The organism is Streptomyces sp. JN8, assembly GCF_055808075.1.
In genome coordinates this window covers 3139425-3161223 of the sequence record NZ_CM147852.1, presented here as the reverse complement: position 1 = coordinate 3161223, position 21799 = coordinate 3139425, and the positions used below count along the sequence as shown (strand labels likewise).

20 protein-coding genes and 1 tRNA gene are annotated in these 21799 nt (G+C 73.1%); 15 read left to right on the top strand and 6 right to left on the bottom strand.

Annotation, left to right across the window (positions count from 1 at the left end):
• Nucleotides 1-152 precede the first annotated feature (152 nt).
• From ACY0MR_RS13540 to ACY0MR_RS13515, 6 genes are all read left to right on the top strand, one after another.
• Nucleotides 153-1778: a peptide ABC transporter substrate-binding protein gene (locus ACY0MR_RS13540; RefSeq protein ID WP_388793183.1), complete on the top strand. Its 1626-nt coding sequence runs from the start codon at nucleotides 153-155 to the stop codon at nucleotides 1776-1778.
• 125 nt (nucleotides 1779-1903) lie between these two features.
• A complete protein-coding gene (locus ACY0MR_RS13535; protein WP_473560888.1) occupies nucleotides 1904-2827 on the top strand; it encodes an ABC transporter permease in 924 nt (307 codons plus the stop codon).
• Nucleotides 2820-3815: an ABC transporter permease gene (locus ACY0MR_RS13530; protein WP_361861249.1), complete on the top strand. Its 996-nt coding sequence runs from the start codon at nucleotides 2820-2822 to the stop codon at nucleotides 3813-3815. The genes ACY0MR_RS13535 and ACY0MR_RS13530 overlap by 8 nt, the downstream gene beginning before the upstream one ends.
• A gap of 6 nt (nucleotides 3816-3821) precedes the next feature.
• Complete coding sequence (locus ACY0MR_RS13525; protein WP_361861252.1) at nucleotides 3822-4805, top strand: ABC transporter ATP-binding protein; 984 nt, start codon at nucleotides 3822-3824, stop codon at nucleotides 4803-4805.
• Nucleotides 4798-5916, top strand: a complete 1119-nt coding sequence (locus tag ACY0MR_RS13520) for an ABC transporter ATP-binding protein (protein ID WP_392862061.1) — start codon at nucleotides 4798-4800, stop codon at nucleotides 5914-5916. The genes ACY0MR_RS13525 and ACY0MR_RS13520 overlap by 8 nt, the downstream gene beginning before the upstream one ends.
• Before the next feature lie 192 nt (nucleotides 5917-6108).
• Complete coding sequence (locus ACY0MR_RS13515; protein WP_388793188.1) at nucleotides 6109-7047, top strand: hypothetical protein; 939 nt, start codon at nucleotides 6109-6111, stop codon at nucleotides 7045-7047.
• A gap of 1 nt (nucleotide 7048) precedes the next feature.
• Here ACY0MR_RS13515 and ACY0MR_RS13510 read toward each other — a convergent pair whose 3' ends face one another.
• Complete coding sequence (locus ACY0MR_RS13510; protein WP_392862063.1) at nucleotides 7049-9211, bottom strand: prolyl oligopeptidase family serine peptidase; 2163 nt, start codon at nucleotides 9209-9211, stop codon at nucleotides 7049-7051.
• A gap of 181 nt (nucleotides 9212-9392) precedes the next feature.
• Between ACY0MR_RS13510 and ACY0MR_RS13505 the strand changes: the two genes are divergently transcribed.
• The 4 genes from ACY0MR_RS13505 (at nucleotide 9393) to ACY0MR_RS13490 (ending at nucleotide 13363) form a co-directional block, all read left to right on the top strand.
• The gene (locus tag ACY0MR_RS13505; protein WP_030320669.1) at nucleotides 9393-9587 is read left to right on the top strand and encodes a hypothetical protein; all 195 of its coding nucleotides are present in this window, start codon (nucleotides 9393-9395) and stop codon (nucleotides 9585-9587) included.
• Nucleotides 9588-9640: 53 nt separating this feature from the next.
• On the top strand, nucleotides 9641-10531 hold the full coding sequence (gene mshB / locus ACY0MR_RS13500; RefSeq protein WP_388793193.1) for an N-acetyl-1-D-myo-inositol-2-amino-2-deoxy-alpha-D-glucopyranoside deacetylase: 891 nt from the start codon (nucleotides 9641-9643) through the stop codon (nucleotides 10529-10531).
• Nucleotides 10528-10941: a DUF6113 family protein gene (locus ACY0MR_RS13495; protein ID WP_473560884.1), complete on the top strand. Its 414-nt coding sequence runs from the start codon at nucleotides 10528-10530 to the stop codon at nucleotides 10939-10941. Before mshB ends, ACY0MR_RS13495 begins: the two co-directional genes overlap by 4 nt.
• Nucleotides 10942-11116: 175 nt before the next feature.
• Nucleotides 11117-13363, top strand: a complete 2247-nt coding sequence (locus tag ACY0MR_RS13490; protein WP_473560882.1) for a hypothetical protein — start codon at nucleotides 11117-11119, stop codon at nucleotides 13361-13363.
• Nucleotides 13364-13480: 117 nt separating this feature from the next.
• On the opposite strand, the gene ACY0MR_RS13485 is transcribed toward ACY0MR_RS13490, so the two are convergent.
• Nucleotides 13481-13846, bottom strand: coding sequence for a DUF1304 domain-containing protein (locus ACY0MR_RS13485; RefSeq protein WP_388793199.1), 366 nt, complete (start codon nucleotides 13844-13846; stop codon nucleotides 13481-13483).
• A 221-nt stretch (nucleotides 13847-14067) separates the two neighbouring features.
• Here ACY0MR_RS13485 and ACY0MR_RS13480 point away from each other — a divergent pair, with 221 nt between their 5' ends.
• Together ACY0MR_RS13480 and ACY0MR_RS13475 are read left to right on the top strand one after the other, a co-directional pair.
• Nucleotides 14068-14598 (top strand): hypothetical protein, encoded by a 531-nt coding sequence (locus ACY0MR_RS13480; protein WP_388793201.1) that lies wholly within the window; start codon nucleotides 14068-14070, stop codon nucleotides 14596-14598.
• Between the two features lie 113 nt (nucleotides 14599-14711).
• Nucleotides 14712-14786: transfer RNA gene (locus ACY0MR_RS13475), tRNA-Val, on the top strand.
• A 95-nt stretch (nucleotides 14787-14881) separates the two neighbouring features.
• Here ACY0MR_RS13475 and ACY0MR_RS13470 read toward each other — a convergent pair.
• Both ACY0MR_RS13470 and ACY0MR_RS13465 read right to left on the bottom strand, forming a co-directional pair.
• Entirely contained in the window at nucleotides 14882-15802 is a 921-nt protein-coding gene (locus tag ACY0MR_RS13470) for a transglutaminase family protein (protein ID WP_392862069.1), read from the bottom strand.
• Complete coding sequence (locus ACY0MR_RS13465) at nucleotides 15799-16800, bottom strand: GNAT family N-acetyltransferase (protein WP_392862071.1); 1002 nt, start codon at nucleotides 16798-16800, stop codon at nucleotides 15799-15801. Before ACY0MR_RS13465 ends, ACY0MR_RS13470 begins: the two co-directional genes overlap by 4 nt.
• 112 nt (nucleotides 16801-16912) lie before the next feature.
• Between ACY0MR_RS13465 and fdxA the strand changes: the two genes are divergently transcribed.
• Nucleotides 16913-17233, top strand: a complete 321-nt coding sequence (fdxA, locus tag ACY0MR_RS13460; RefSeq protein WP_030207635.1) for a ferredoxin — start codon at nucleotides 16913-16915, stop codon at nucleotides 17231-17233.
• Nucleotides 17234-17360: 127 nt separating this feature from the next.
• Nucleotides 17361-18455, top strand: coding sequence for a bifunctional succinyldiaminopimelate transaminase/glutamate-prephenate aminotransferase (locus ACY0MR_RS13455; RefSeq protein WP_392206052.1), 1095 nt, complete (start codon nucleotides 17361-17363; stop codon nucleotides 18453-18455).
• Between the two features lie 185 nt (nucleotides 18456-18640).
• Here ACY0MR_RS13455 and ACY0MR_RS13450 read toward each other — a convergent pair whose 3' ends face one another.
• Together ACY0MR_RS13450 and ACY0MR_RS13445 are read right to left on the bottom strand one after the other, a co-directional pair.
• Entirely contained in the window at nucleotides 18641-19102 is a 462-nt protein-coding gene (locus ACY0MR_RS13450; RefSeq protein ID WP_388793209.1) for an ATP-binding protein, read from the bottom strand.
• Nucleotides 19103-19667: 565 nt separating this feature from the next.
• Nucleotides 19668-20627 carry a VldE C-terminal domain-containing protein gene (locus ACY0MR_RS13445; RefSeq protein ID WP_388793211.1) on the bottom strand — a complete coding sequence of 320 codons (960 nt, stop codon included), beginning with the start codon at nucleotides 20625-20627 and terminating at the stop codon, nucleotides 19668-19670.
• A gap of 29 nt (nucleotides 20628-20656) precedes the next feature.
• On the opposite strand from ACY0MR_RS13445, the gene dapE reads away from it, so the two are divergent.
• Nucleotides 20657-21751 carry a succinyl-diaminopimelate desuccinylase gene (gene dapE / locus ACY0MR_RS13440; RefSeq protein ID WP_473560878.1) on the top strand — a complete coding sequence of 365 codons (1095 nt, stop codon included), beginning with the start codon at nucleotides 20657-20659 and terminating at the stop codon, nucleotides 21749-21751.
• Nucleotides 21752-21799 lie beyond the last annotated feature (48 nt).

Sequence of the window (21799 nt, the reverse complement as noted above, 5' to 3'; positions counted from 1 at the left end):
AGGGCGCTCCGGTCCGTACCCACGGACCGGGGCGCCCTTCGCGCGTCCCGCCGGATCGCCGGGCCACGTCCGGCCGCGGTAAAAGTGCACCCCCGTCAATATCGGGTGATATTGGGGCCTAAGTCATACTTAGGAGATTCGGGAGGCACTCCATGCGCGGAGCCACGCACGCCAAGTGGGCCGCTCTGGCCACCGCCGTCGCCCTCGCGGCGACCGCCTGCGGCGGCGGCGACAGCGGCGGCGGCGGAGGGGCCGACGGCATCGTGAGCTCCTCGTGGGGCGACCCGCAGAACCCGCTGGAGCCCGCCAACACCAACGAGGTCCAGGGCGGCAAGGTCCTCTCCATGATCTTCCGCGGGCTCAAGCAGTACGACCCGAAGACCGGCGAGGCCAAGGACATGCTCGCCGAGAAGATCGAGACGACCGACTCGACCAACTTCACGATCACGGTGAAGGACGGCTGGACCTTCTCCAACGGCGAGAAGGTCACCGCGAAGTCCTTCGTCGACGCCTGGAACTACGGCGCGAACCTGAAGAACAACCAGAAGAACGCCTACTTCTTCGGCCAGATCGAGGGCTACGACCAGGTCCACCCCGAGAAGGGCGAACCGACCGCCGAGACGATGTCCGGCCTCAAGGTCACCGGCCCCCAGACCTTCACGGTCAAGCTCACCCAGAAGTTCTCCACCTGGCCCATCACCCTGGGCTACGCGGCCTTCTCCCCGCTCCCGCAGACCTTCTACACGGACCACGCGGCCTGGCTGTCGAAGCCGGTGGGCAACGGCCCGTACACCGTCGACTCGTACTCCAAGGGCTCCCAGATGGCCCTCAAGCGCTGGGACGCCTACCCGGGCACCGACAAGGCCCAGAACGGCGGCATCACCCTCAAGGTCTACACCGACAACAACACCGCCTACACCGACCTGACGGCCGGAAACCTCGACCTCGTCGACGACGTCCCCGCCTCCCAGCTCAAGAACGTCGAAGCCGACCTCGGCGACCGGTACATCAACGTCCCGGCCGGCATCATCCAGACCCTGTCGTTCCCGTTCTACGACCCGGCCTGGAACAAGCCCGGACAGGAGAAGCTCCGGCAGGGCCTCTCCATGGCGATCGACCGCGACCAGATCACCCAGACGATCTTCCAGAAGACCCGGACCCCCGCCGTCGACTGGACCTCCCCGGTCCTCGGCGAGGACGGCGGCTTCAAGGACGTCTGCGGCGACTTCTGCAAGTACGACGCCGCGGAGGCGAAGAAGCTCGTCGCCGAGGGCGGCGGCATCCCCGGCGGCACCATGAAGATCTCGTACAACGCCGACACCGGCTCCCACAAGGAATGGGTCGACGCGGTCTGCAACTCCATCAACCGCGCCCTCGGCAACAACAAGGCCTGCGTCGGCAACCCGGTCGGCACCTTCGCCGACTTCCGCAACCAGGTCACCCAGTCGAAGATGGACGGTCCCTTCCGGGCCGGCTGGCAGATGGACTACCCGCTCATCCAGAACTTCCTGCAGCCGCTGTACTACACCAACGCCTCGTCCAACGACGGCAAGTACACCGACCCGCAGTTCGACAAGCTGGTGAACGAGGCGAACGCCGAGGCCGACACCGCGAAGGCCATCGGCCTCTTCCAGCAGGCGGAGGAGGTCCTCCGCGACGACATGGGGGCCATTCCGCTCTGGTACCAGAACGGCAGCGCCGGCTACTCGGAGCGGGTCAGCAACGTCTCCCTGAACCCGTTCAGCGTCCCGGTCTACGACCAGATCAAGGTCAACTGACGTCGTAGCAGGTCGGAGGCGTACGGCCCGGCCCGCGGACCCCCGCGCCGCCGGGCCGTACGACTTCCCCGCACCCCGCCACGCCGAGCCACCCCCCTTCCCGGAGCCAACCCCCGGAGCCCCCCATGGGTCGATATGTGATCCGGCGGCTGCTGCAGATGATCCCGGTCTTCTTCGGCGCCACGCTGTTGATCTTCCTGATGGTGAACGTGATGGGCGATCCCATCGCCGGACTGTGCGGCGACCGCCAGTGCGACCCGGCGACCGCCGCCCAGCTGGAGAAGGAGTTCGGCCTCGACAAGCCCGTCTGGCAGCAATACCTCACCTACATGGGCAACGTCTTCACCGGCGACTTCGGCACCGCCTTCAACGGCCAGCCCGTCACCGAACTGATGGCCAGCGCCTTCCCCGTCACCATCCGGCTCACCATCGTCGCGATCTTCTTCGAGATCGTCATCGGCATCAGCCTCGGCGTCGTCACCGGCCTCAAGCGGGGCCGCCCCGTCGACACCACCGTCCTGCTGCTGACCCTGGTCGTCCTCTCGGTCCCGACCTTCGTCACCGGCCTCCTCGTCCAGCTGCTCCTCGGCGTCAAGTGGGGCTGGATCAAACCGGCCGTCTCGCCCGAGGCCACCTTCTCCGAACTCATCGTCCCGGGCCTGGTCCTCGCCTCGGTCTCGCTGGCCTACGTCACCCGGCTCACCCGGACCTCGATCGCCGAGAACAGGCGCGCCGACTACGTCCGCACCGCCGTCGCCAAGGGCCTGCCCCGCCGCCGCGTCATCAGCCGGCACCTGCTGCGCAACAGCCTCATCCCCGTCGTGACGTTCATCGGCGCCGACGTCGGAGCCCTCATGGGCGGAGCCATCGTCACCGAACGGATCTTCAACATCCACGGCGTCGGCTACCAGCTCTACCAGGGCATCGTCCGCCAGAACACCCAGACCGTGGTGGGCTTCGTGACCATCCTCGTGCTGGTGTTCCTGCTGGCCAACCTCCTGGTCGACCTCCTGTACGCCGTCCTTGACCCGAGGATTCGCTATGCCTGAGCAGCCCGAGCCGCTGGAGTCGTACGAAGAGGGCCGCGCCATCGCACCCACCGGCGCCGGAGGCGCGTCCGACCTCGCGACGGCCGAGGGGGAGACCCTGGAGCGGACGCCCGGCGGCCCCCTCGGCACCGGCGCCGACAAGAAGCCCCGCTCCCTGTGGTCCGACGCCTGGCGCGACCTGCGCCGCAACCCCATCTTCATCGTCTCCTCGCTGGTGATCCTCTTCCTCGTCGTCATCTCCATCTGGCCCCAGCTGATCGCCTCCGGAGACCCCCTCGACTGCGACCTCGCCAAGGCGCAGGAGGGCTCCCAGCCCGGCCATCCCTTCGGCTTCAACGGCCAGGGCTGCGACGTGTACACCCGCACCGTCTACGGCGCCCGCACCTCCGTCACCGTCGGCGTCCTCGCCACCCTCGGCGTCGCCGTCCTCGGCAGCATCCTCGGCGGCCTCGCCGGCTTCTTCGGCGGCGCCTGGGACGGCGTCCTCTCCCGGATCACCGACGTCTTCTTCGCCATCCCCGTCGTCCTCGGCGGCCTGGTGCTGCTCTCCGTGGTGACCAGCTCCACCGTCTGGCCCGTCATCGGCTTCATGGTCCTGCTCGGCTGGCCGCAGCTCTCCCGCATCGCGCGCGGCTCCGTCATCACCGCCAAACAGAACGACTACGTGCAGGCCGCCCGGGCCCTCGGAGCCTCCAACTCCCGCATGATGCTCCGGCACATCACGCCCAACGCCATCGCCCCGGTGATCGTCGTCGCGACCATCGCCCTCGGCACGTACATCGCACTGGAGGCGACCCTGTCCTACCTCGGCGTCGGGCTGAAGCCGCCGACCGTGTCCTGGGGCATCGACATCTCCTCGGCCTCCCAGTACATCCGCAACGCGCCCCACATGCTGCTCTGGCCGGCCGGCGCGCTCGCCATCACCGTGCTCGCCTTCATCATGCTCGGCGACGCCGTCCGCGACGCCCTCGACCCGAAGCTGAGGTAGCCACCCATGCTGCTCGAAGTGCGCGACCTCCACGTCGAGTTCCACACCCGCGACGGGGTGGCCAAGGCCGTCAACGGCGTCGACTACTCCGTCGACGCGGGGGAGACCCTCGCCGTCCTCGGCGAGTCCGGCTCCGGCAAGTCCGTCACCGCCCAGGCCGTCATGGGCATCCTCGACGTCCCCCCGGGCCGGATCAGCCAGGGCGAGATCCTCTTCCAGGGCCAGGACCTGCTGAAGCTCAAGGAGGACGAGCGGCGCAAGATCCGCGGCGCCAAGATGGCGATGGTCTTCCAGGACGCGCTGTCCTCCCTCAACCCCGTCCTCAGCGTCGGCGACCAGCTCGGCGAGATGTTCCAGGTCCACCAGGGCATGTCCCGGAAGGACTCCCGGGCCAAGGCCGTCGAACTGATGGACCGGGTCCGCATCCCCGCCGCCAAGGAACGCGTCGGCCAGTACCCGCACCAGTTCTCCGGCGGCATGCGCCAGCGCATCATGATCGCGATGGCGCTCGCCCTCGAACCCGAGCTGATCATCGCCGACGAGCCCACCACGGCCCTCGACGTCACCGTCCAGGCCCAGGTCATGGACCTCCTCGCCGAACTGCAGCGCGAACTCAACATGGGGCTGATCCTCATCACCCACGACCTCGGCGTCGTCGCCGACGTCGCCGACAAGATCGCCGTCATGTACGCCGGCCGGATCGTCGAACAGGCCCCCGTCCACGAGATCTACAAGGCGCCCGCCCATCCGTACACCCGCGGCCTGCTCGACTCCATCCCGCGGCTGGACCAGAAGGGCCAGGAGCTCTACGCGATCAAGGGCCTCCCGCCCAACCTCCTCGCCATCCCGCCCGGCTGCGCCTTCAACCCCCGCTGCCCCATGGCACAGGACGTCTGCCGCACCGACGTGCCCCCGCTCTACGACGTGACCGAGTCCCCGGTACCGCGCTCCAGCGCCTGCCACTTCTGGAAGGAGTGCCTCCATGGCTGAGGCGATTCTCGAAGTCCGGGACCTCCACAAGCACTACCCGCTCACCCAGGGCATCGTCTTCAAGAAGCAGGTCGGCTCGGTCAAGGCCGTCGACGGGGTCGACTTCGACCTGCACGCCGGCGAGACCCTCGGCATCGTCGGCGAGTCCGGCTGCGGAAAGTCGACGGTCGCGAAGATGCTCGTCAACCTGGAGCGGCCGACCTCCGGCTCGATCCGCTACAAGGGCGAGGACATCAGCAGACTGTCCCCGCGCGCGCTCAAGGCGGTCCGCCGGAACATCCAGATGGTGTTCCAGGACCCGTACACCTCGCTCAACCCCCGCATGACCGTCGGCGACATCATCGGCGAGCCGTACGAGATCCACCCCGAGGTCGCCCCCAAGGGCGACCGGCGCCGCAAGGTCCAGGACCTCCTGGACGTGGTCGGACTCAACCCCGAGTACATCAACCGGTACCCGCACCAGTTCTCCGGCGGCCAGCGCCAGCGCATCGGCATCGCCCGAGGCCTCGCCCTCCAGCCCGAGATCATCGTCGCCGACGAACCGGTCTCCGCCCTCGACGTCTCCGTCCAGGCCCAGGTCATCAACCTGATGGGGAACCTCCAGTCCGAGTTCTCCCTGTCCTACGTCTTCATCGCCCACGACCTCTCGATCGTGCGCCACATCTCCGACCGGGTCGGCGTCATGTACCTCGGCAGGATCGTCGAGATCGGCACCGACGCCCAGATCTACGACCACCCCACCCACCCCTACACCCAGGCGCTGCTCTCCGCCGTCCCCGTCCCCGACCCCGAGGCCCGCGCCCACCGCGAACGCATCATCCTCACCGGCGACGTGCCCTCCCCGGCGAACATCCCCTCCGGCTGCCGCTTCCGCACCCGCTGCTGGAAGGCCCAGGAGCGCTGCGCCCTGGAGGTGCCGGAGCTGGCCGTCCCGGCCGTCTTCCGCCTCACGGACAGCCCGGCCAGGCACGACTCGGCCTGCCACTTCGCGGAGGAGAAGCAGGTCGTCCCCCCGGAGTCCGGCGGCACGGGCCCCGACGTACCGCCCGGGTCCACCGACGCGCCGCCGGACGCGGGCACGGATCCGTTCAGGAAGCCCGACGCGCCGTAACCCCACGGCAACTCGACGGAATCGGATCCGATATACGAACACGCCAGGCTGTCCAGCGTACGGCCGTGCGGGTGCCGTGAGCCGGGCCGGGGCGAGCCTTGTCGCCCCGGCCCGGACCCGTGCGTTCCCCCCGTCCCACGGGTTTCGCGGAACCGCTTGTTTCGCTCCGTGGCGACCGTGAGTATCGGGTCCGTGACTGTGACACGACCGGCACGTCTCACGGGCGCCGCGCTCTGCGCCGTGCTCGCCCTCACCTGCGCCGGATGGATCCTCAAGGACCTCGCCGCGCTCGGCTCGCCCGTCGACCTCGCCTGGCACTGGGCCGGCGACTCGCACCTGCCCGTCCGGGGGCGGCCCGCCACCTCCCTGGTCGACGCCGTGCTGCTCGTCGCCTCCGCGGCCGCCGCGGTCGCCGCCCTCCGGTCCCGGCACGCGGCCTCCGCGCTCGCCGCCACCGGCACCGTCACGCTCGCCCTGCGGCTCCCCGGACTCTGGGAGCCCGACAGCGGCGCCCTGCTCACCGCCCTGGTCGAACTCGCCCTGGCCGCCGCCCTGGTCGTCACCGCCGCCGTCGGCCGCGGCCCGGCGGCCGCCACGCGCGAGCCGCTCCCCGGCCGCCCGCGCACCGGCCCCGCCGTCGCCGCGGGCGCCCTCCTCGCGACCGGCGCGCTCGTCCTGACCCTGTGGGAGCTGTACTGGGCCGCCGAACTCCCCTTGGAGGCCACCGTCGACCGCTTCACCGGCGGCCGCTCGATCATGAAGGCGGCCCTCGCGCCGCCGCCCGCCTGGCTGTCGCTGACCCTCGTCGCCCTGTACGGGACCGGCGCCGTCTCCGCCTTCTTACGGGCCCGCCACAGCCGGGCCGTCGGACTGCTCGCCGGGGCCTTCCTGGCGGCCGGCGGACTCGCCGCGGTGGCCAGGACCACTCGCTACGAACTGGTCGGCCACTTCGCCGACCTGCCGGCCTACGGCCGGCTGACCGTCCTCACCGCCTTCTTCGGACTCCTCGGCGGTCTCGCCGTCCTCGTCCTCCTCGCCGGGCGCGGCGCCCCCGCCGGCGCCCCCGGCCCCCGCCCACCGGCCGGGATGCCGGCCCCGGCCCCGCCCTACCCGCCGCCGCCCGGCTGGTGACTCAGTCCCGCGGCGAGCCCAGGGACCGCTTCAGGAAGTCGACCTGGAGCAGCAGCAGGTTCTCCGCCACCTGCTCCTGCGGTGTCATGTGGGTGACCCCGGACAGCGGCAGCACCTCGTGCGGCCGGCCCGCCGCGAGCAGGGCCGAGGAGAGCCGCAGCGCGTGCGCGACGACCACGTTGTCGTCCGCGAGACCGTGCACGATCATCATCGGGCGGGCGGGCTCCTCCGGTGCGGACAGCCCGTCGTCGGTGAGCAGCGACTGCGCCGCGTACACCCCGGGATCGTCCTGCGGAGTGCCGAGGTACCGCTCGGTGTAGTGCGTGTCGTACAGCCGCCAGTCCGTCACCGGTGCCCCCACCACCGCCGCGTGGAACACGTCCGGCCGCCGCAGCACCGCCCGCGCGGCCAGGTATCCGCCGTACGACCAGCCCCGGACCGCCACCCGCCCCAGGTCCAGCGGGAAGCGCCCCGCCAGGCCGTGGAGGGCGTCCACCTGGTCGTCGAGGGTCGGCCCGAAGTCCCGGGCGACCGCCTTCTCCCAGGCGGGGGAGCGGCCCGGGGTGCCCCGGCCGTCCGCCACGACCACCGCGAAGCCCTGGTCGGCGAACCACTGGGACGTCAGGTGCGCGTTGTGCGCGGCGAGCACCCGCGGCCCGTGCGGCCCCCCGTACGGATCCATCAGGACCGGCAGCGGCCCGTCCCCCTCCGCGTATCCCGAGGGCAGCAGCACCGCGCAGGGGATCCGCCGCCCGCCGGCCTCCGTGAGCCGCACGCGCGCGCGGAGCACCGGATCCTGGGCGTACGAGGCCACCACCGCGACCTGCTCGCCGTCCCGCAGCACCCGCGCCACCGCACCCGGCTCGTCCGGCCGTGCCGACACCAGGACGGTCACCGCCCCCGACCGCACCGCGCCGTGCACCCCGGGGCCCTCGGACAGCCGCTCCGCGCCCCGGCCGGTCACCCGGTACACATGGACCTCGCCGGTCTCCGGGAGCGCCGCGTCCTCGCCCGCGGACGCCGACACCAGCACGTCCTCCTCGCCGACGTCGAGCACCGCCCGGACGTGCAGCGCGGCGTCGGTCAGCACCCGGTCGCCCACGGCCAGGGCCCGCGCCCCGGTCTCGTCCGTGAGCCGCACCAGCGCACCGTCCGGGGACCAGGCCGGCACCCCGGGCAGCACTTCCAGCCACACCGGGTCCCGCTCCTCCCGCACGGCCGCGGTCTCCCCGGACTCCGTGTCCACCGCCAGGAACACCTGCTCCCGCTGGTCCCGGGCCTGGACGAGCAGCAGCGGCGCCCCGCCGCCCGACCAGTGCACGCGCGCGAGGTAGGGGTACCGCTCGCGGTCCCACCGCACCTCCGTGCGGGACCCGTCGAGGCCCAGGACGAACAGCCGCACGTCGGCGTTGGCCGTACCCGCCGCCGGGTACGCCACCGGCTGCGGCTCCCGGTCCGGACGCGCCGGGTCCGCGATCCACCAGCGCCGCACCGCCCGGTCGTCGACGCGCGCCACGAGCAGCCGGTCCGAGGCCGGGGACCACCAGAAGCCCCGGTCGCGGCTCATCTCCTCGGAGGCGATGAATTCGGCCAATCCGTAGGTCACCTCCGGCTCCTCCGGAACGGCCACCCCGCGGTCGTCCGAACCGTCCGCCCCCACCACCCGCAGCGCGCCCTCCGCCACGTACGCGACGAGGCGGCCGTCCGGCGAGGGCCGGGGGTCGATCACCGGCCCCGGCACCGGCAGCTCCCGCGCCGTGCCCGCCCGCAGCTCCGCCGCGAACAGCCGCCCCGACAGGGCGAAGGCCGCCAACTCCACGGCCCCGTCCACCGCGTACGCCACCACGCCGGCCGAGCCCTCCCGGCTCCGCTCCCGGCGCGCCCGCTCCTGTGCCGACAACTCCTCCTCGCCGCCCGCCAGGAGCACCTCCGGGTCGGCCGCGATCCGCTCGGCGGGCGCGCCGCCGCGGGGAAGGTCGAGGACCCAGAGCCGGTGCGTGCGGTCCGCGCCGGACGCGGCCCGGACGAAGACGACGCGCTCCCCGTCCGGGGAGACCGAGAAGGCGCGCGGGACCCCCAGGGTGAACCGCTGGGTCCGGGCGTGGCGGCGGGGGAAGGAGAGCGCGGCGGTGGGTGGGGCCGGCTGCTGTCGAGACGAGGTCATGCGGCTGAAACTAGCGCTGTGCGCCCCCCTCGTGCCTCCGTCCGCCGATCGATGCGGCCGCACGGATAGTTATGATCCGTAGCGCTAGGTGGGTATGCATCCGACGGGCCTGTCCCCTGGCACATGCTGATCGACCGAACCACTCGAATATCCGACCGAAGAAGTGTGGAGGTGAACCGCCGTGGCACTCTCGATCTCCGTGGTGGTGCTGCTGGCGATCGTCGTCTTCCTTCTGATCCGGAAATCCGGGTTGAAGGCGGGACACGCGGCGATCAGCGCGCTCCTGGGCTTCTACCTGGCCAGCTCGTCCATCGCCCCGTCCATCAGCACCCTCACCACGAACGTGGCGAACATGGTCGGCGGCCTCAAGTTCTGACGGTGCACCCCGCGCGCCGACCCCGCGGGGTGCCGACCTCGTAGGGTGGGGACATGTCCGATCTCCCCGCCCGCCGTCTGCTGCTCGTGCACGCGCACCCGGACGACGAGTCGATCAACAACGGCGCCACCATGGCCAGGTACGCGGCCGAGGGCGCCCTCGTCACCCTGGTCACCTGCACGCTCGGGGAGGAGGGCGAGGTCATCCCGCCCGAGCTCGCCCACCTGGCCCCCGACCGGGAGGACCGGCTCGGCCCGCACCGGGTCGGCGAACTCGCCGCCGCGATGGCCGAGCTCGGCGTCACCGACCACCGGTTCCTCGGCGGCCCCGGGCGCTTCCGCGACTCCGGAATGATGGGCGTCGAGCAGAACGAGCGCGCCAACGCCTTCTGGAACACCGACGTCGACACGGCGGCCCCCGCTCTCGTCGAGGTGATCCGGGAGACCCGCCCGCAGGTCCTCGTCACCTACGACCCCGACGGCGGCTACGGCCACCCGGACCACATCCAGGCCCACCGGGTCGCCATGCGCGCCGCGGACCTCGCCGCCGACCCCGCCTACCGCCCCGACCTCGGAGCGGCCCACACGATCGCCAAGATCTACTGGAACCGGGTCCCGCGGCCGGTCGTGGAGGCCGGCTTCGCCCGGCTCCGCGCCGAGGGCTCCGTCTTCCCGGCCGTCGCCGCCGTGGACGACGTCCCCGGCGTCGTCGGCGAGGACCGGATCACCGCCGAGATCGACGCCGGACCGGAGCACGTCGCGGCCAAGAGCGCGGCGATGGCCGCGCACGCCACCCAAGTCGCGGTCGACGGCCCGTTCTTCGCCCTCTCGAACGACCTCGGCCAGCCGATCCTCACCACCGAGTACTACGAGTTGGTCCGAGGCGTCCCCGGCGCCCCCGCGGGCACCCGCGAGACGGACCTCTTCGCCGGAGTGACCCCATGAGCCCCACGCCGTCCGCGAAGCCCGCCCCCGGCAGGCCCGCCGTGCCCCGTACGTCCGCCGTCTCCCGCAACGTCCGATTCGCCTGGTACGCGGGCCTCGGCGTCCTCGGACTCCTCGTCGGGACCGCGGGCTCCCTCGTCCAAGCCGCCTGGCTCCCCCTGGGCTTGATCCTCGCCCTCCTCGCCACGGCCGCCCTCTTCTACGGGGGACTCCGGGCCACCGAGACCCAGGTCGGCGTCGTCGCGGGCGGTGTCGGCTGGCTCCTCGCCGTCATCCTCCTCAGCCTCGGACGCCCGGAGGGCGACGGGGCGTTCGCCGGCGGCGTCGGCGAGCTGCTCTACCTCTTCGGGGGCATGGCGATCGCTGTGATGTGCACCACGCTGGCCCGGCTGCCCCGACCGATCCCGTGAACAGGACGAGTTGAGTCCGCGGACGCCCTGACTTCGGCCGGATTGACCGTCGTCAGCCACCCACGGGTCAGCTATGCGAGGGCGGCGCCCAGTATGGTGGTGCGCGCCGCCGAACCGCCCGGGTCATACGAGCATCAGCAAGAGCGGGCGGTGGAGCCAACCGGGAGATCCTGCTTTGAGTCGTGAAACTGGTCGAGAGACTGACAGTTCGTCCTCCGGCGCCCAGGGGCGCGGTGGAGCCGCGTACCCCTCGGGTACACCGCCGTACGGATCCCGCCAGTATCCGTCGCTCCACCCCACGCAGGACGCGCCGGAGGAGAGTGCCGCCGCGTCCGCGCCCGAGGAGCCCAAGACCGAGACGACGCTGACGACCCGGATCCGGATCAACATCCCGGGTTCGCGTCCGATCCCGCCCGTCGTGGTCCGCACCACGGTCAACGAGTCGTCCACGGCCTCCCCGGCCGCCGCGCCGGAGCCCGCGCCGGAGCCGGAGCCGGAGCCGACGGCGGCCCCCGAGCCGCCGCAGGCCGAGGAGGCCCCGAAGGCGAAGGAGACGAGCGACTGGTTCGCGCCGCGCAAGTCGGCGCCCCCGAGCCCGGCCCCCGAGCCCGCGCTGCCCCCGGCCCCCGCGCCGGCCCCCCGGCCCCACCCGGCCGCCGGCGGACCGGACGACCGCGGCACCGGCTTCGCCGGCTCCGCCACCTCGGGCGTCCCGACGGTCGGCACCGCCCCGTCGAGCCGTCCGGTCGCCCAGGGCAGGCCCACCGGCGGCAACCCGCTCTACGACGGCGGCACGCCCGCCGCCGGCACCCCGACGTACCAGGGCACGCCCGCCGCCGGCACCCCGGTGCACCCGGGCACGCCGCCGGGCGCCCCGGTCCACGACGGGACCCCGGCCGGCGGCACCCCGATGTACGACGGGACCCCGGCCGGCGGCTCCCCGCTGTACGACGGCCCCGCGGGCGGCGCCCACCCGGGCGCCGGGAACCCGCTCTACGACGGCACGCCGGCCGCCGGCACCCCGATGTACACGGGCACCCCGGCCGGCGGCACGCCCGCGTACCGCGGCCCCGACGCCCCGACCGGCCCCACGACCGGCCCGGTCACCGGCACCGCGGCGCTGGGCGGCCGCCCGGCCGCCCGGCCCGGCCCGGCGGGCCCCGGCCAGGGCGCGGCCTCGCCGTTCCCCGGCGGCGGCGTCCCCGGCGGCGCTCCCCGCATGTCCGATGACACGGCGATCCTCACCCCGCAGGCACCCGCGCCGACCGGCCCCGGCCGGGGCGGACCCGGCGGACCGGGACGGCCCGCCGAGGGCGGAGGCGGCCACGTCTCCGGCGACACCCTCACCAGCGGCATCCCGGTCGTCCCGCCGAAGGCGGCCCGCCCGAACCTCACGCCCCGCATCGAGGAGCCGGCGGCCCCGGCCCCCGCGCCGCGACCGGCTCCCGCGCCCGACCGCGGCGCCCCGGCGAAGAAGGGCCGCTCCAAGCTGGTCCTCGCCGCCGTCGGCGTCGTCGGCCTGGCCGGCGTCGCCTACGGCGCCGGGCTGCTCCTCAACCACTCCGACGTCCCGAAGGGGACCACGGTCCTCGGCGTGGACATCGGCGGCGGTACGCGGGAGGAGGCCGTCAACAAGCTGGACGCGGCCCTCGGCAAGCGCGCCGGGGCCCCCATCCGGCTCGGCATCGACGGCAAGCAGGTGCAGCTCGCCCCGGACCGGGCGGGCCTGGCCCTCGACAGCGTGGAGACCGTCCGCGCCGCCGCGGGCAGCGACTACAACCCCGTCTCGGTCATCGGCTCCCTCTTCGGCGGCGAGCGCGTGGCCAAGCCGGTCTTCCCGGTCGACGAGGAGAAGCTCGCCGTCACCCTCACCGACCTCGCGGGAGCGTCCGGTTCGGCGACCGAGGGCACCATCCTGTTCGCGCCGAACAAGGTGACGCCCGTCGAGGGCAAGCCCGGCAAGGGCCTCGACGTCCAGCGCTCGATGATCTCCGTCCGGGACGCCTTCCGCGCCCAGGTGGAGACCGGCCTGGGCAAGCTGGTCGAGCTGCCGGTCACCACCCGGCAGCCGAGCGTCGGCAAGGCGGAACTGGACCGGGCGATGAAGGAGTTCGCGACGCCCGCCATGTCCGACCGCATCACCGTCCGGGCGGGCGGCAAGGAGATCCAGTTCGGTCCCGCGCGCTCGCTGCCGCAGATCATCTCCATGAAGGCCAGTGAGGGCCGCCTGGTCGCGGTCTACGACACCAAGGCCATCGACCGCCTCCTCGACGGCGCCTTCAAGGGCATCATGATCACCGCCGCCGACGGCACCAAGCGGGAGGTCTCGGCCGACGACGTGGCGTCCGTGATGGACGAGGCGCTCCTCGGCAGGACCAAGGCCGAACGCACCAGGACGATCGAGCTGAACCCGAAGGGCTGACGGCCCCGACCGCGCACCCCGAGCCCCCGGCCCGAAGACCTCGGCCGGGGGCTCGGCGCGTGGCGCGGCGGGGGAGGGCCGCCGCGCCCGCGGCGCGGCCTCGCGGCCCCGTCCGCCTCAGTAGTGGGCGACGAGGACGGCGGAGAGCGTGAGCGCGCCGGGCAGGGCCTGGGCGAAGAGGATGCGCCGGTTGGCGGTGGCGGCGCCGTACAGGCCGGCGACGACCACGCAGACGAGGAAGAAGACCCGGACGGGGAAGGCGATCGGGTCGTCCGCGACGAGACCCCAGACGAGGCCGGCCGCGAGGAAGCCGTTGTAGAGCCCCTGGTTCGCGGCCATGGCGGCGGTGGTGCGTGCCGTCTTCGCGTCGAACCCGGAGAAGCGGCGGCCGATGTCCTTCTCCCACAGGAACATCTCCATCACCAGGATGTAGGCGTGCAGCAGGGCGACGAGGGCGACGAGGATGTCTGCGGTCAGCGGCATGGCCGCATTCTGCCGCCGGACCTCCGGCGGCCGGTGGGAGGCGCGCACCGGCGCGCCCGGGACGCTTCGCGGGAATGAACGGCAAATTCCGGATCTGAAACGGAAAACCAGAAAATAGTCTCAAAAGCTCGACGGAGCGACCCCCGGGCCGGGAAACTGTCGTCAACAGGCCTGCACACAGGCCTCGTTGGACACAGTCCACATCACATCCGGGGGAGAACATGGCAGGAAACACACGCCGTCGGGCTGCGCGCGCAGCGGGCCTGGGGGCCGCGACGGCGCTGGTCTTCGGACTGACGACGGGCACCTCGTTCGCTATCGAGAACCCGCCCACGGTCACCATCAGCGTGAACTTCGGGGTGGTCGCGACCACGCACCCGGACACCGTCGGCTGCAACGGCTACCAGGTGACCGGTGCGGGGACCGCGGGCGGGGCGCCGGTCAACGGAGCCGTCTGGGCCCAGGACGAGACGGCCTGTACCGCCACCGTCCCCGGGAAGTACGACATCAAGGGGACGGCGACGCTCACCGAGAGCGACGGCGACAAGCTCTACATCAGCTACGAGCTGTCCGCGCCGCTGACGTCGGACACGATGGTGTACCCGTCGGGCACGTTCAAGATCCTCAAGGGTGAGGGCAACTTCGAGGACTCGACCGGCGGCGGTCAGATGAGCGCGAAGGTCAACCTGCTCGACCACGACCACGCGAGCGCCACGCTGACGGGTTACATCCGCAAGTACTGGCAGGTCTGATCCACCCCGCCGCACCGCCCGCACCGGGGACGCCCGGCGGGCGGCGCGGCACCCCGGGCGGGCGGAAACCCCGTCGCCGCACGGCGGCTTCAGCCGTTACGATCACCGCAAGGGCGGGGTCGTAGCACAGAGGTAATGCGCCGCGATGACATCTCGGAGGACGCCGGTTCGAATCCGGTCGCCCCGCCCCCTCCACACCTCTCGGGCCCCGGTGCACCGCACCGGGGCCCGACCCTCGTGACGCCCGCCGCAGGCCCCTTCGGCGCGGACGGACGGCGCATGCCTAGTTCAGCCGCGCCCGGGCCGCCTGGGCCCGGCGGCGGACCGTCGTCGCCGACTCCGGGTCCACCGCGTCCATGACCTGCGCGTACGCCTCCATCTCCGCCGCCCCGGTCAGGAAGTCCCCGCGCTGGACCAGCAGCTCGGCGCGCGCGTAGCGGAGCCTCGCCGGGTGCGAGGGGAGCAGCAGCGAGAGTTCCACCGCCCACAGGGCCACGTCGGAGCGCTCCGGGCGGGAGGCCGCCCACGCGCGGATGTTGTTGAGCACCCGCAGCACGATCGCCCCGGGCTCCGCCGGACGGAGCATGGAGCGGTCGAGGGCCTCGCCGGTCGTGCTCGTCACCAGCAGCTCGGCGTCCGGGCCCGTCATGGCACGGCCGCCGGCGAAGGGGTCGGCGAGGTTCAGGTCGGCGGGGTCACCGAAGCCCACGACGAAGTGGCCCGGCAGCCCGAGCCCGTACACCGGGGCGCCGGCGCGGCGGGCGACCTCCATCCAGACGACGGAGAGCAGGATCGGCAGGCCCCGGCGGCGCCTGAGCACCTCGTGGAGGAGGGAGGACTCCAGGCGCTGGTAGTCGGCGGGCACGCCCTCGAAGCCCTCACGGCCGCCGAGGAGGGCGGCGAGGGCGGTGGCCCAGTCGCCGACGACCCGGGTGGCGTACGGGACGAGCCCGGCGAGGCGGTCCAGCTCGATCTCGGCCTCGTTCAGGACGTGCCGGGTGACGGCGGGGTCGGCCACCGCGCCGATCAGCAGGCAGAGCCGGGCGAGGTCGGGCCGCTCCGACCGCGCCTCCTCCGCGAACTCGCGCCGCCAGTCGGGCGGGTCCGGGCTCTCGCCGGCGTCCCCGCCCTGCCGGGGCGGTCCGTCCTCCGGGCCCTCCGGTCCGTCCGCCGGTCCGTCCGGTGGTGGTACGTCCTCCGTCACGCCTCCGCCCATCGGTAGTGGTGGTAGTGGTGGTGCGGCGCGAAGCCCATCCCGTCGTACAGCGCCCGCGCGCCGTCGTTGTCCGCCTCCACCTGGAGCCAGGCCGCCGACGCACCCTCGTCGAGGGCCTGCCGGGCGAGCGCCGTCATGACGGAGGTCGCCAGGCCCCGGCGCCGCTGCTCCGGGTCCACCTCGACGGCCATGAAGCCGGCCCAGCGGCCGTCGGCCACGCACCGCCCGATCGCCGCCGGTACCCCTCCCGTGCCCGCCACGGACGCGAACCACACACTCGGCCCGGACCGGAGCACCGGCCGCACCGCCGGGCCCGGCTCGCCGAAGCGCTGGTACCGGTGGAGCCACGACTCGTCGACGGTGCGGGAGAGGCGTACGGCGGAGACGTCGGCGTCCAGGTCGCCGAGGGGGGCCAGGGCCGCGATCCGCACCTCGGCGGAGACCTCGCGGCGCCAGCCGTGCCGTTCGAGCTCCGCGCAGAGCAGCTCCTGGGTGCCCTCGGCGCCGGTGGCGGCCTGGACGTACGCCGGGAGCCCCCGGGACGCGTACCACGCGCGCACGTGCGCGAGGGCGTCGGCGGTCGGCAGCCCCGGATCACCGAGCGGGAGCACCGAGTTGGCCCGCCGGGTGAATCCGTCGGCGGCCCGCAGGGTCCAGTCGCCGAGCGCCTCGGTCTCGACCGGCTGCCACGCGCGCGCGGTGGCCCGGGCCAGTTCCGGGAAGGTGGCGGAGGGCCCGCGGCGCCGCGCCGGGGCGGGCGGCACGACCTTGCCGGCGGCCAGCGCGGATCCCGCGATCCGGACGCTCCGGCCGTCCTTTCGTGTGATCAGCAGCACATCGTTGTCCCATGATGTGAGAACTCCGACCGCGTCGGTGAACTTCCCACCCGCCGTCGCCGAGTCCGTCACGTACCGAACGGAGACACGTTTTCCCACGTCAGCGCTGGTAATTCGGACCTCAAGGCGTGCTCCGCCGGTGAATTCCACAGCTTCTCCGCCCCTCCTGTTCGGATCGCCCCCAAGAACGGAGATACTAGGTGCGGGCATCGACGACGCCGCGCTCCCGCGCAGACCAGCCCTATCGAGGAGGAACGACAGCGTGACCTACGTCATCGCGCAGCCTTGTGTCGACGTGAAGGACAAGGCGTGCATCGAGGAGTGCCCCGTCGACTGCATCTACGAGGGCAAGCGGTCCTTGTACATCCACCCGGACGAATGCGTCGACTGCGGGGCCTGTGAGCCGGTCTGCCCGGTCGAGGCGATCTTCTACGAGGACGACACCCCGGAGGAGTGGAAGGACTACTACAAGGCGAACGTCGAGTTCTTCGACGACCTCGGTTCGCCCGGTGGTGCCTCCAAGCTCGGCGAGATCGAGCGCGACCACCCCTTCATCGCCGCCCTGCCCCCGCAGAACGGCTGATCGACCGCACCACGATCGCGGCCGGCCCCGTCCGGCGGCATCCGGTCCCGTACGGCGTCGGCCGCCGTACGGGACCGCGGCGTTCCCCGACGCCGACCCGCGCACGCACAGGAAGTGAGAGCCAACCGTGAGCGCAGTCTCCTCGCGCCTGCCCGTCTTTCCCTGGGACAAGCTGGAGCCGTACAAGAAGACGGCCGTGGCGCACCCCGACGGAATCGTGGACCTCTCGGTCGGCACGCCCGTCGACCCGGTCCCCGCGCTGATCCAGGAGGCCCTGGTCGCGGCGGCGGACTCGCCGGGCTATCCCACGGTGTGGGGGACGACGGAGCTGCGCGACGCGCTGACCGGCTGGTGCGAGCGGCGGCTGGGCGCGGTGGGCTTCGCCCACGAGAACGTGCTGCCGGTGGTCGGCTCCAAGGAACTGGTGGCCTGGCTGCCGACCCAGCTGGGTCTCGGGGCGGGCGACACGGTGGCGTACCCCCGGCTCGCCTACCCGACGTACGAGGTCGGCGCGCGGCTCTGCGGCGCGACGCCCGTCGTCTACGACGACCCGACGGAGCTCGACCCGGCCGGGCTCAGGCTCCTCTGGCTCAACTCCCCGTCCAACCCGACCGGGAAGGTCCTCGCCAAGGAGGAGCTGACCCGGATCGTCGCCTGGGCGCGCGAGCACGGTGTCCTCGTCTTCTCCGACGAGTGCTACCTGGAGCTGGGCTGGGAGGCCGACCCGGTCTCCGTGCTGCACCCCGACGTCTGCGGCGGCTCCTACGAGGGCATCGTCGCCGTGCACTCGCTGTCCAAGCGCTCCAACCTGGCCGGCTACCGCGCCGCGTTCGTCGCGGGCGACGCGGCCGTGCTCGGCGAGCTGCTCCAGATCCGCAAGCACGGCGGCATGATGACCGCGGCGCCGGTGCAGGCGGCGACGGTCGCGGCGCTCGGCGACGACGCGCACGTGGCCGAGCAGCGGGAGCGGTACGCGGCCCGCCGCGAGGCCCTGCGGGCCGCCCTGGAGGCGCACGGCTTCCGGATCGAGCACAGCGAGGCGAGCCTGTACCTGTGGGCGACCCGGGACGAGCCCTGCTGGGACACCGTGGCCTACCTGGCGGAGAAGGGCGTCCTCGTGGCGCCGGGCGACTTCTACGGCGAGGCGGGGGAGCGGTTCGTGCGGGTCGCGTTCACGGCGACGGACGAGCGGGTCGCGGCGGCGGTCAAGCGGCTCGGCTGACGGCCGGGGGCGGGAGCCCCGCGACGAGAGCCCCGTGGCGGCGCCCGTGACGGGCGCCCGGGGGTGTGGACCGTACGGGAGAAGGGCCCGGGGAGCAGATGCTCCCCGGGCCCTTCGCCGTGTGTGCCGCGCGGCCTTCGCGGGCGCCTGCCGGGCGGCGGCGGTGGTGCGTGCGGTTCCTCCGGTCAGCCGCCGATGGGCAGGCCGCCGAGCGTCTGACCGGTGGGCAGGCCGCCGAGGCCGCCGCCCAGGGCGCCGCCGGTCGGGCCCTCGGCGCTCTCGGTGGCGGCGCCGGCGGTCTTGCCGACGACCTCGCCCGCGCTGCCGGCGGTGTCGCCGGCGACCTGCTGGGCGGCCGGGGTGGCGGTACGGCCCGCCGCGCCGACGGTCTTGCCGGCCGCGGGGACGGCCGTGCCGACGGCCTCGCTGCCGGCGGCGCCGACGACGCCGGTGGCGGTCTGCGAGGCGCTGTCGACGGCGGTGCCCGCACCGGCGGCGTCCAGGGCGGTGACGCCGCCGAGGGCGCCGGTCGGCGCGAGGTTGTGGTCCATGGCGCTCGCGGAGCCGGCCGCACCGACCACGGGGGCTGCTCCGGCCGCGATGAGGAGGGCGGCGCGGGCGATCCGACGGGTCAGGGGGAGGGACATGGTGCTCCTTCGACGAGGTGCGAGGTGTTGTTCGGACGCAGTGACAACCGGCCCTGGGGCGGGGGAGGTTGCGGAGGCCAGAGGTAAAGAATTGGCAATGCGTCGTATTGTCAGAGGGGGAGGAAAACGGACGAACGTGTCATTGCGGGGGTTGCTGGCGAACCGTCACTTCCCTTGTCCTGCAAGGGAATTGAGGGGTCGGGACGCGGGGCGGGGAACCGGGCGCGGAAAGGTCGTGAATTCCTCGGGGCGCGCACCGGCGGCATGCCACGGGCGAGTGAATCGCCGCACGGGTGATCGCCCACCGATCGGCGGCCGATTCGTCGGTCGACCGGCTGCCGACCGGTCCGGATCATCGGCTGACCGGTTCCGTGGCGCCGGCTGATCCCTTCCGGATCGATCGGCCGGCCGAACCCCGATCGTCGGACTGTCTGCCCCGGACCATCCGCAGACCGGTCCCGGACCGTCGCCCGACCGGACCCCGGATCATCGGCCGATCCGTTCCGGAGCACCGGCAGATCGGTTCCGGGTCGTCGCCCGGCCGGGCGTGGAGGGGTACCGGCCGCTACGGGGCGAGCCGCATGCGGACGGACTCCGCGCCCGAGGCCGGCGCGCCCGAGGTCTCGGCCGGCTTCGCGCCGCCCGGGAGCTCCGCCCAGCCCCCGCGGGCCTCACCCGCGCGCCACACCCGGTCCCCGTACACGACCTCCGTGATGCGCAGCGTCTCCGCCCGCGCCACCGCCCACTGCGCCAGCTCCCAGCCGCGCCGGCCGTCCGGCGCCGCGCCCCCGGCCGCCGACGCGACCGGCACCACCAGCACCGGCGGCTCGGCCGCCGAACGGCCCGCGCTCGGGCCGCCCGTCACGGACGTGGGGGCCGCCTTCTCGCCGAAGGAGCGGACCAGCTCCGCGCGCACCTTCGCGGGATCCCCCGGACGGCCCTCGACATCGCTCGCCGTGCAGACGAGCGCGGCGGGGGAACGGCCCGTCAGCGCGGCCGAGAGCAGGGTCGCGTCCGGCTCGTGCTTCGCGTACGCCTGCGGGAAACCGCTCTTCTGCACCTTCTGCGCCGCCACCGTCAGCGGCAGCCGCGAGTACCCCGGGACCTTCTCCAGGCCGTCGTAGAACTTCCCCGACGCGTACACCGGGTCCATGATCTGCGCCGGCGTGCCCCAGCCCATCGAGGGCCGCTGCTGGAAGAGGCCGAGCGAGTCCCGGTCGCCGTGCTCGATGTTCCGCAGGGCGGACTCCTGGAGCGCCGTCGCGAGCGCGATGGTCACCGCCCGCTCCGGCAGGCCCCGGCTGGTGCCCACGGCCGAGATCATGGCGGCGTTCGACGCCTGCTCCGGAGTGAACTCGTACCGGTTGTCCCCGCTGCCCACACTGCACCGGGGCGTGCCGGTACTCCCCGTCATCTGGTGGAAGGCCACGTACGAGGCGAGGCCGAGGAGCGCGGCGAGGGCGGCCGCGGAACGGGCGAGGCGACCGCGACGGCGGGGGCGGGTGGGCTCGGACACGGGGCCCACCGTACTGGAGGCCGCGTTAGGGTCGGCACATGGCTGACATCACCCCGCTCGACACGCCCCTCGACCTGTCCCAGGACGGGGCCGCGCTCACCGCCGCCCTCGTCGACTTCCCGTCCGTCAGCGGGACCGAGCAGCCGCTCGCGGACGCCATCGAGCAGGCCCTGCGCGGCCTGCCGCACCTCACCGTCGACCGGTACGGGAACAACGTCGTCGCCCGCACCCGCCTCGGCCGCGGCGAGCGGGTCGTCCTCGCCGGTCACATCGACACCGTGCCGATCGCCGACAACGTGCCCTCGCGGCTCGACGAGAACGGCGTCCTGTGGGGCTGCGGCACCTCCGACATGAAGTCCGGCGTCGCCGTCCAGCTGCGGATCGCCGCCACCGTCCCCGAGCCCAACCGCGACCTCACGTTCGTCTTCTACGACAACGAGGAGGTCGCCGCCGACCTCAACGGCCTCGGCAAGATCGCCGCCGCGCACCCCGACTGGCTGGAGGGCGACTTCGCCGTCCTCCTGGAGCCCTCCGACGCCCAGGTCGAGGGCGGCTGCCAGGGCACCCTGCGCGTGATCCTGCACACCGCGGGCGAGCGGGCCCACTCCGCGCGCTCCTGGATGGGCTCCAACGCCATCCACTCCGCGGCCCCGATCCTCGCCCGCCTCGCCGCGTACGAGCCGCGCAAGCCGGTCATCGACGGCCTGCAGTACCACGAGGGCCTCAACGCGGTCGCGATCCAGGGCGGCGTCGCCACCAACGTCATCCCCGACGCCTGCACGGTCACGGTCAACTTCCGCTACGCCCCCGACCGCTCCCCGGCCGAGGCCCTGGCGTACGTCCGCGAGTTCTTCGCCGACTGCGACATCACCGAGCTCGTGGTCGACGACGAGAGCCCCGGCGCCCTGCCCGGCCTCTCCCACCCGGCGGCGGAGGCCTTCATGAAGGCCGTCGGCGGCAGCGCCCAGCCCAAGTTCGGCTGGACCGACGTGGCCCGTTTCAGCGCCCTCGGGGTGCCCGCGGTCAACTACGGCCCGGGCGATCCGATCTACGCGCACAAGCGGGACGAGCACGTGCCCGTGGACCGGATCCACCACTGCGAGGCACGGCTCCGCGACTGGCTGACCGCCTGAACCTCCGGACTTCCCACGTCCCGACTTCCGTAATTTCGCGTTTCGTCA

Bases quoted from the DNA above. Each gene is read 5' to 3' on its own strand.
- ACY0MR_RS13540 (WP_388793183.1), top strand. From the start codon at position 153: ATGCGCGGAGCCACGCACGCCAAGTGGGCCGCTCTGGCCACCGCCGTC.
- ACY0MR_RS13535 (WP_473560888.1), top strand. From the start codon at position 1,904: ATGGGTCGATATGTGATCCGGCGGCTGCTGCAGATGATCCCGGTCTTC.
- ACY0MR_RS13530 (WP_361861249.1), top strand. From the start codon at position 2,820: ATGCCTGAGCAGCCCGAGCCGCTGGAGTCGTACGAAGAGGGCCGCGCC.
- ACY0MR_RS13525 (WP_361861252.1), top strand. From the start codon at position 3,822: ATGCTGCTCGAAGTGCGCGACCTCCACGTCGAGTTCCACACCCGCGAC.
- ACY0MR_RS13520 (WP_392862061.1), top strand. From the start codon at position 4,798: ATGGCTGAGGCGATTCTCGAAGTCCGGGACCTCCACAAGCACTACCCG.
- ACY0MR_RS13510 (WP_392862063.1), bottom strand. From the start codon at position 9,211: ATGACCTCGTCTCGACAGCAGCCGGCCCCACCCACCGCCGCGCTCTCC.
- mshB (WP_388793193.1), top strand. From the start codon at position 9,641: ATGTCCGATCTCCCCGCCCGCCGTCTGCTGCTCGTGCACGCGCACCCG.
- ACY0MR_RS13495 (WP_473560884.1), top strand. From the start codon at position 10,528: ATGAGCCCCACGCCGTCCGCGAAGCCCGCCCCCGGCAGGCCCGCCGTG.
- ACY0MR_RS13485 (WP_388793199.1), bottom strand. From the start codon at position 13,846: ATGCCGCTGACCGCAGACATCCTCGTCGCCCTCGTCGCCCTGCTGCAC.
- ACY0MR_RS13480 (WP_388793201.1), top strand. From the start codon at position 14,068: ATGGCAGGAAACACACGCCGTCGGGCTGCGCGCGCAGCGGGCCTGGGG.
- ACY0MR_RS13450 (WP_388793209.1), bottom strand. From the start codon at position 19,102: ATGTCCCTCCCCCTGACCCGTCGGATCGCCCGCGCCGCCCTCCTCATC.
- dapE (WP_473560878.1), top strand. From the start codon at position 20,657: ATGGCTGACATCACCCCGCTCGACACGCCCCTCGACCTGTCCCAGGAC.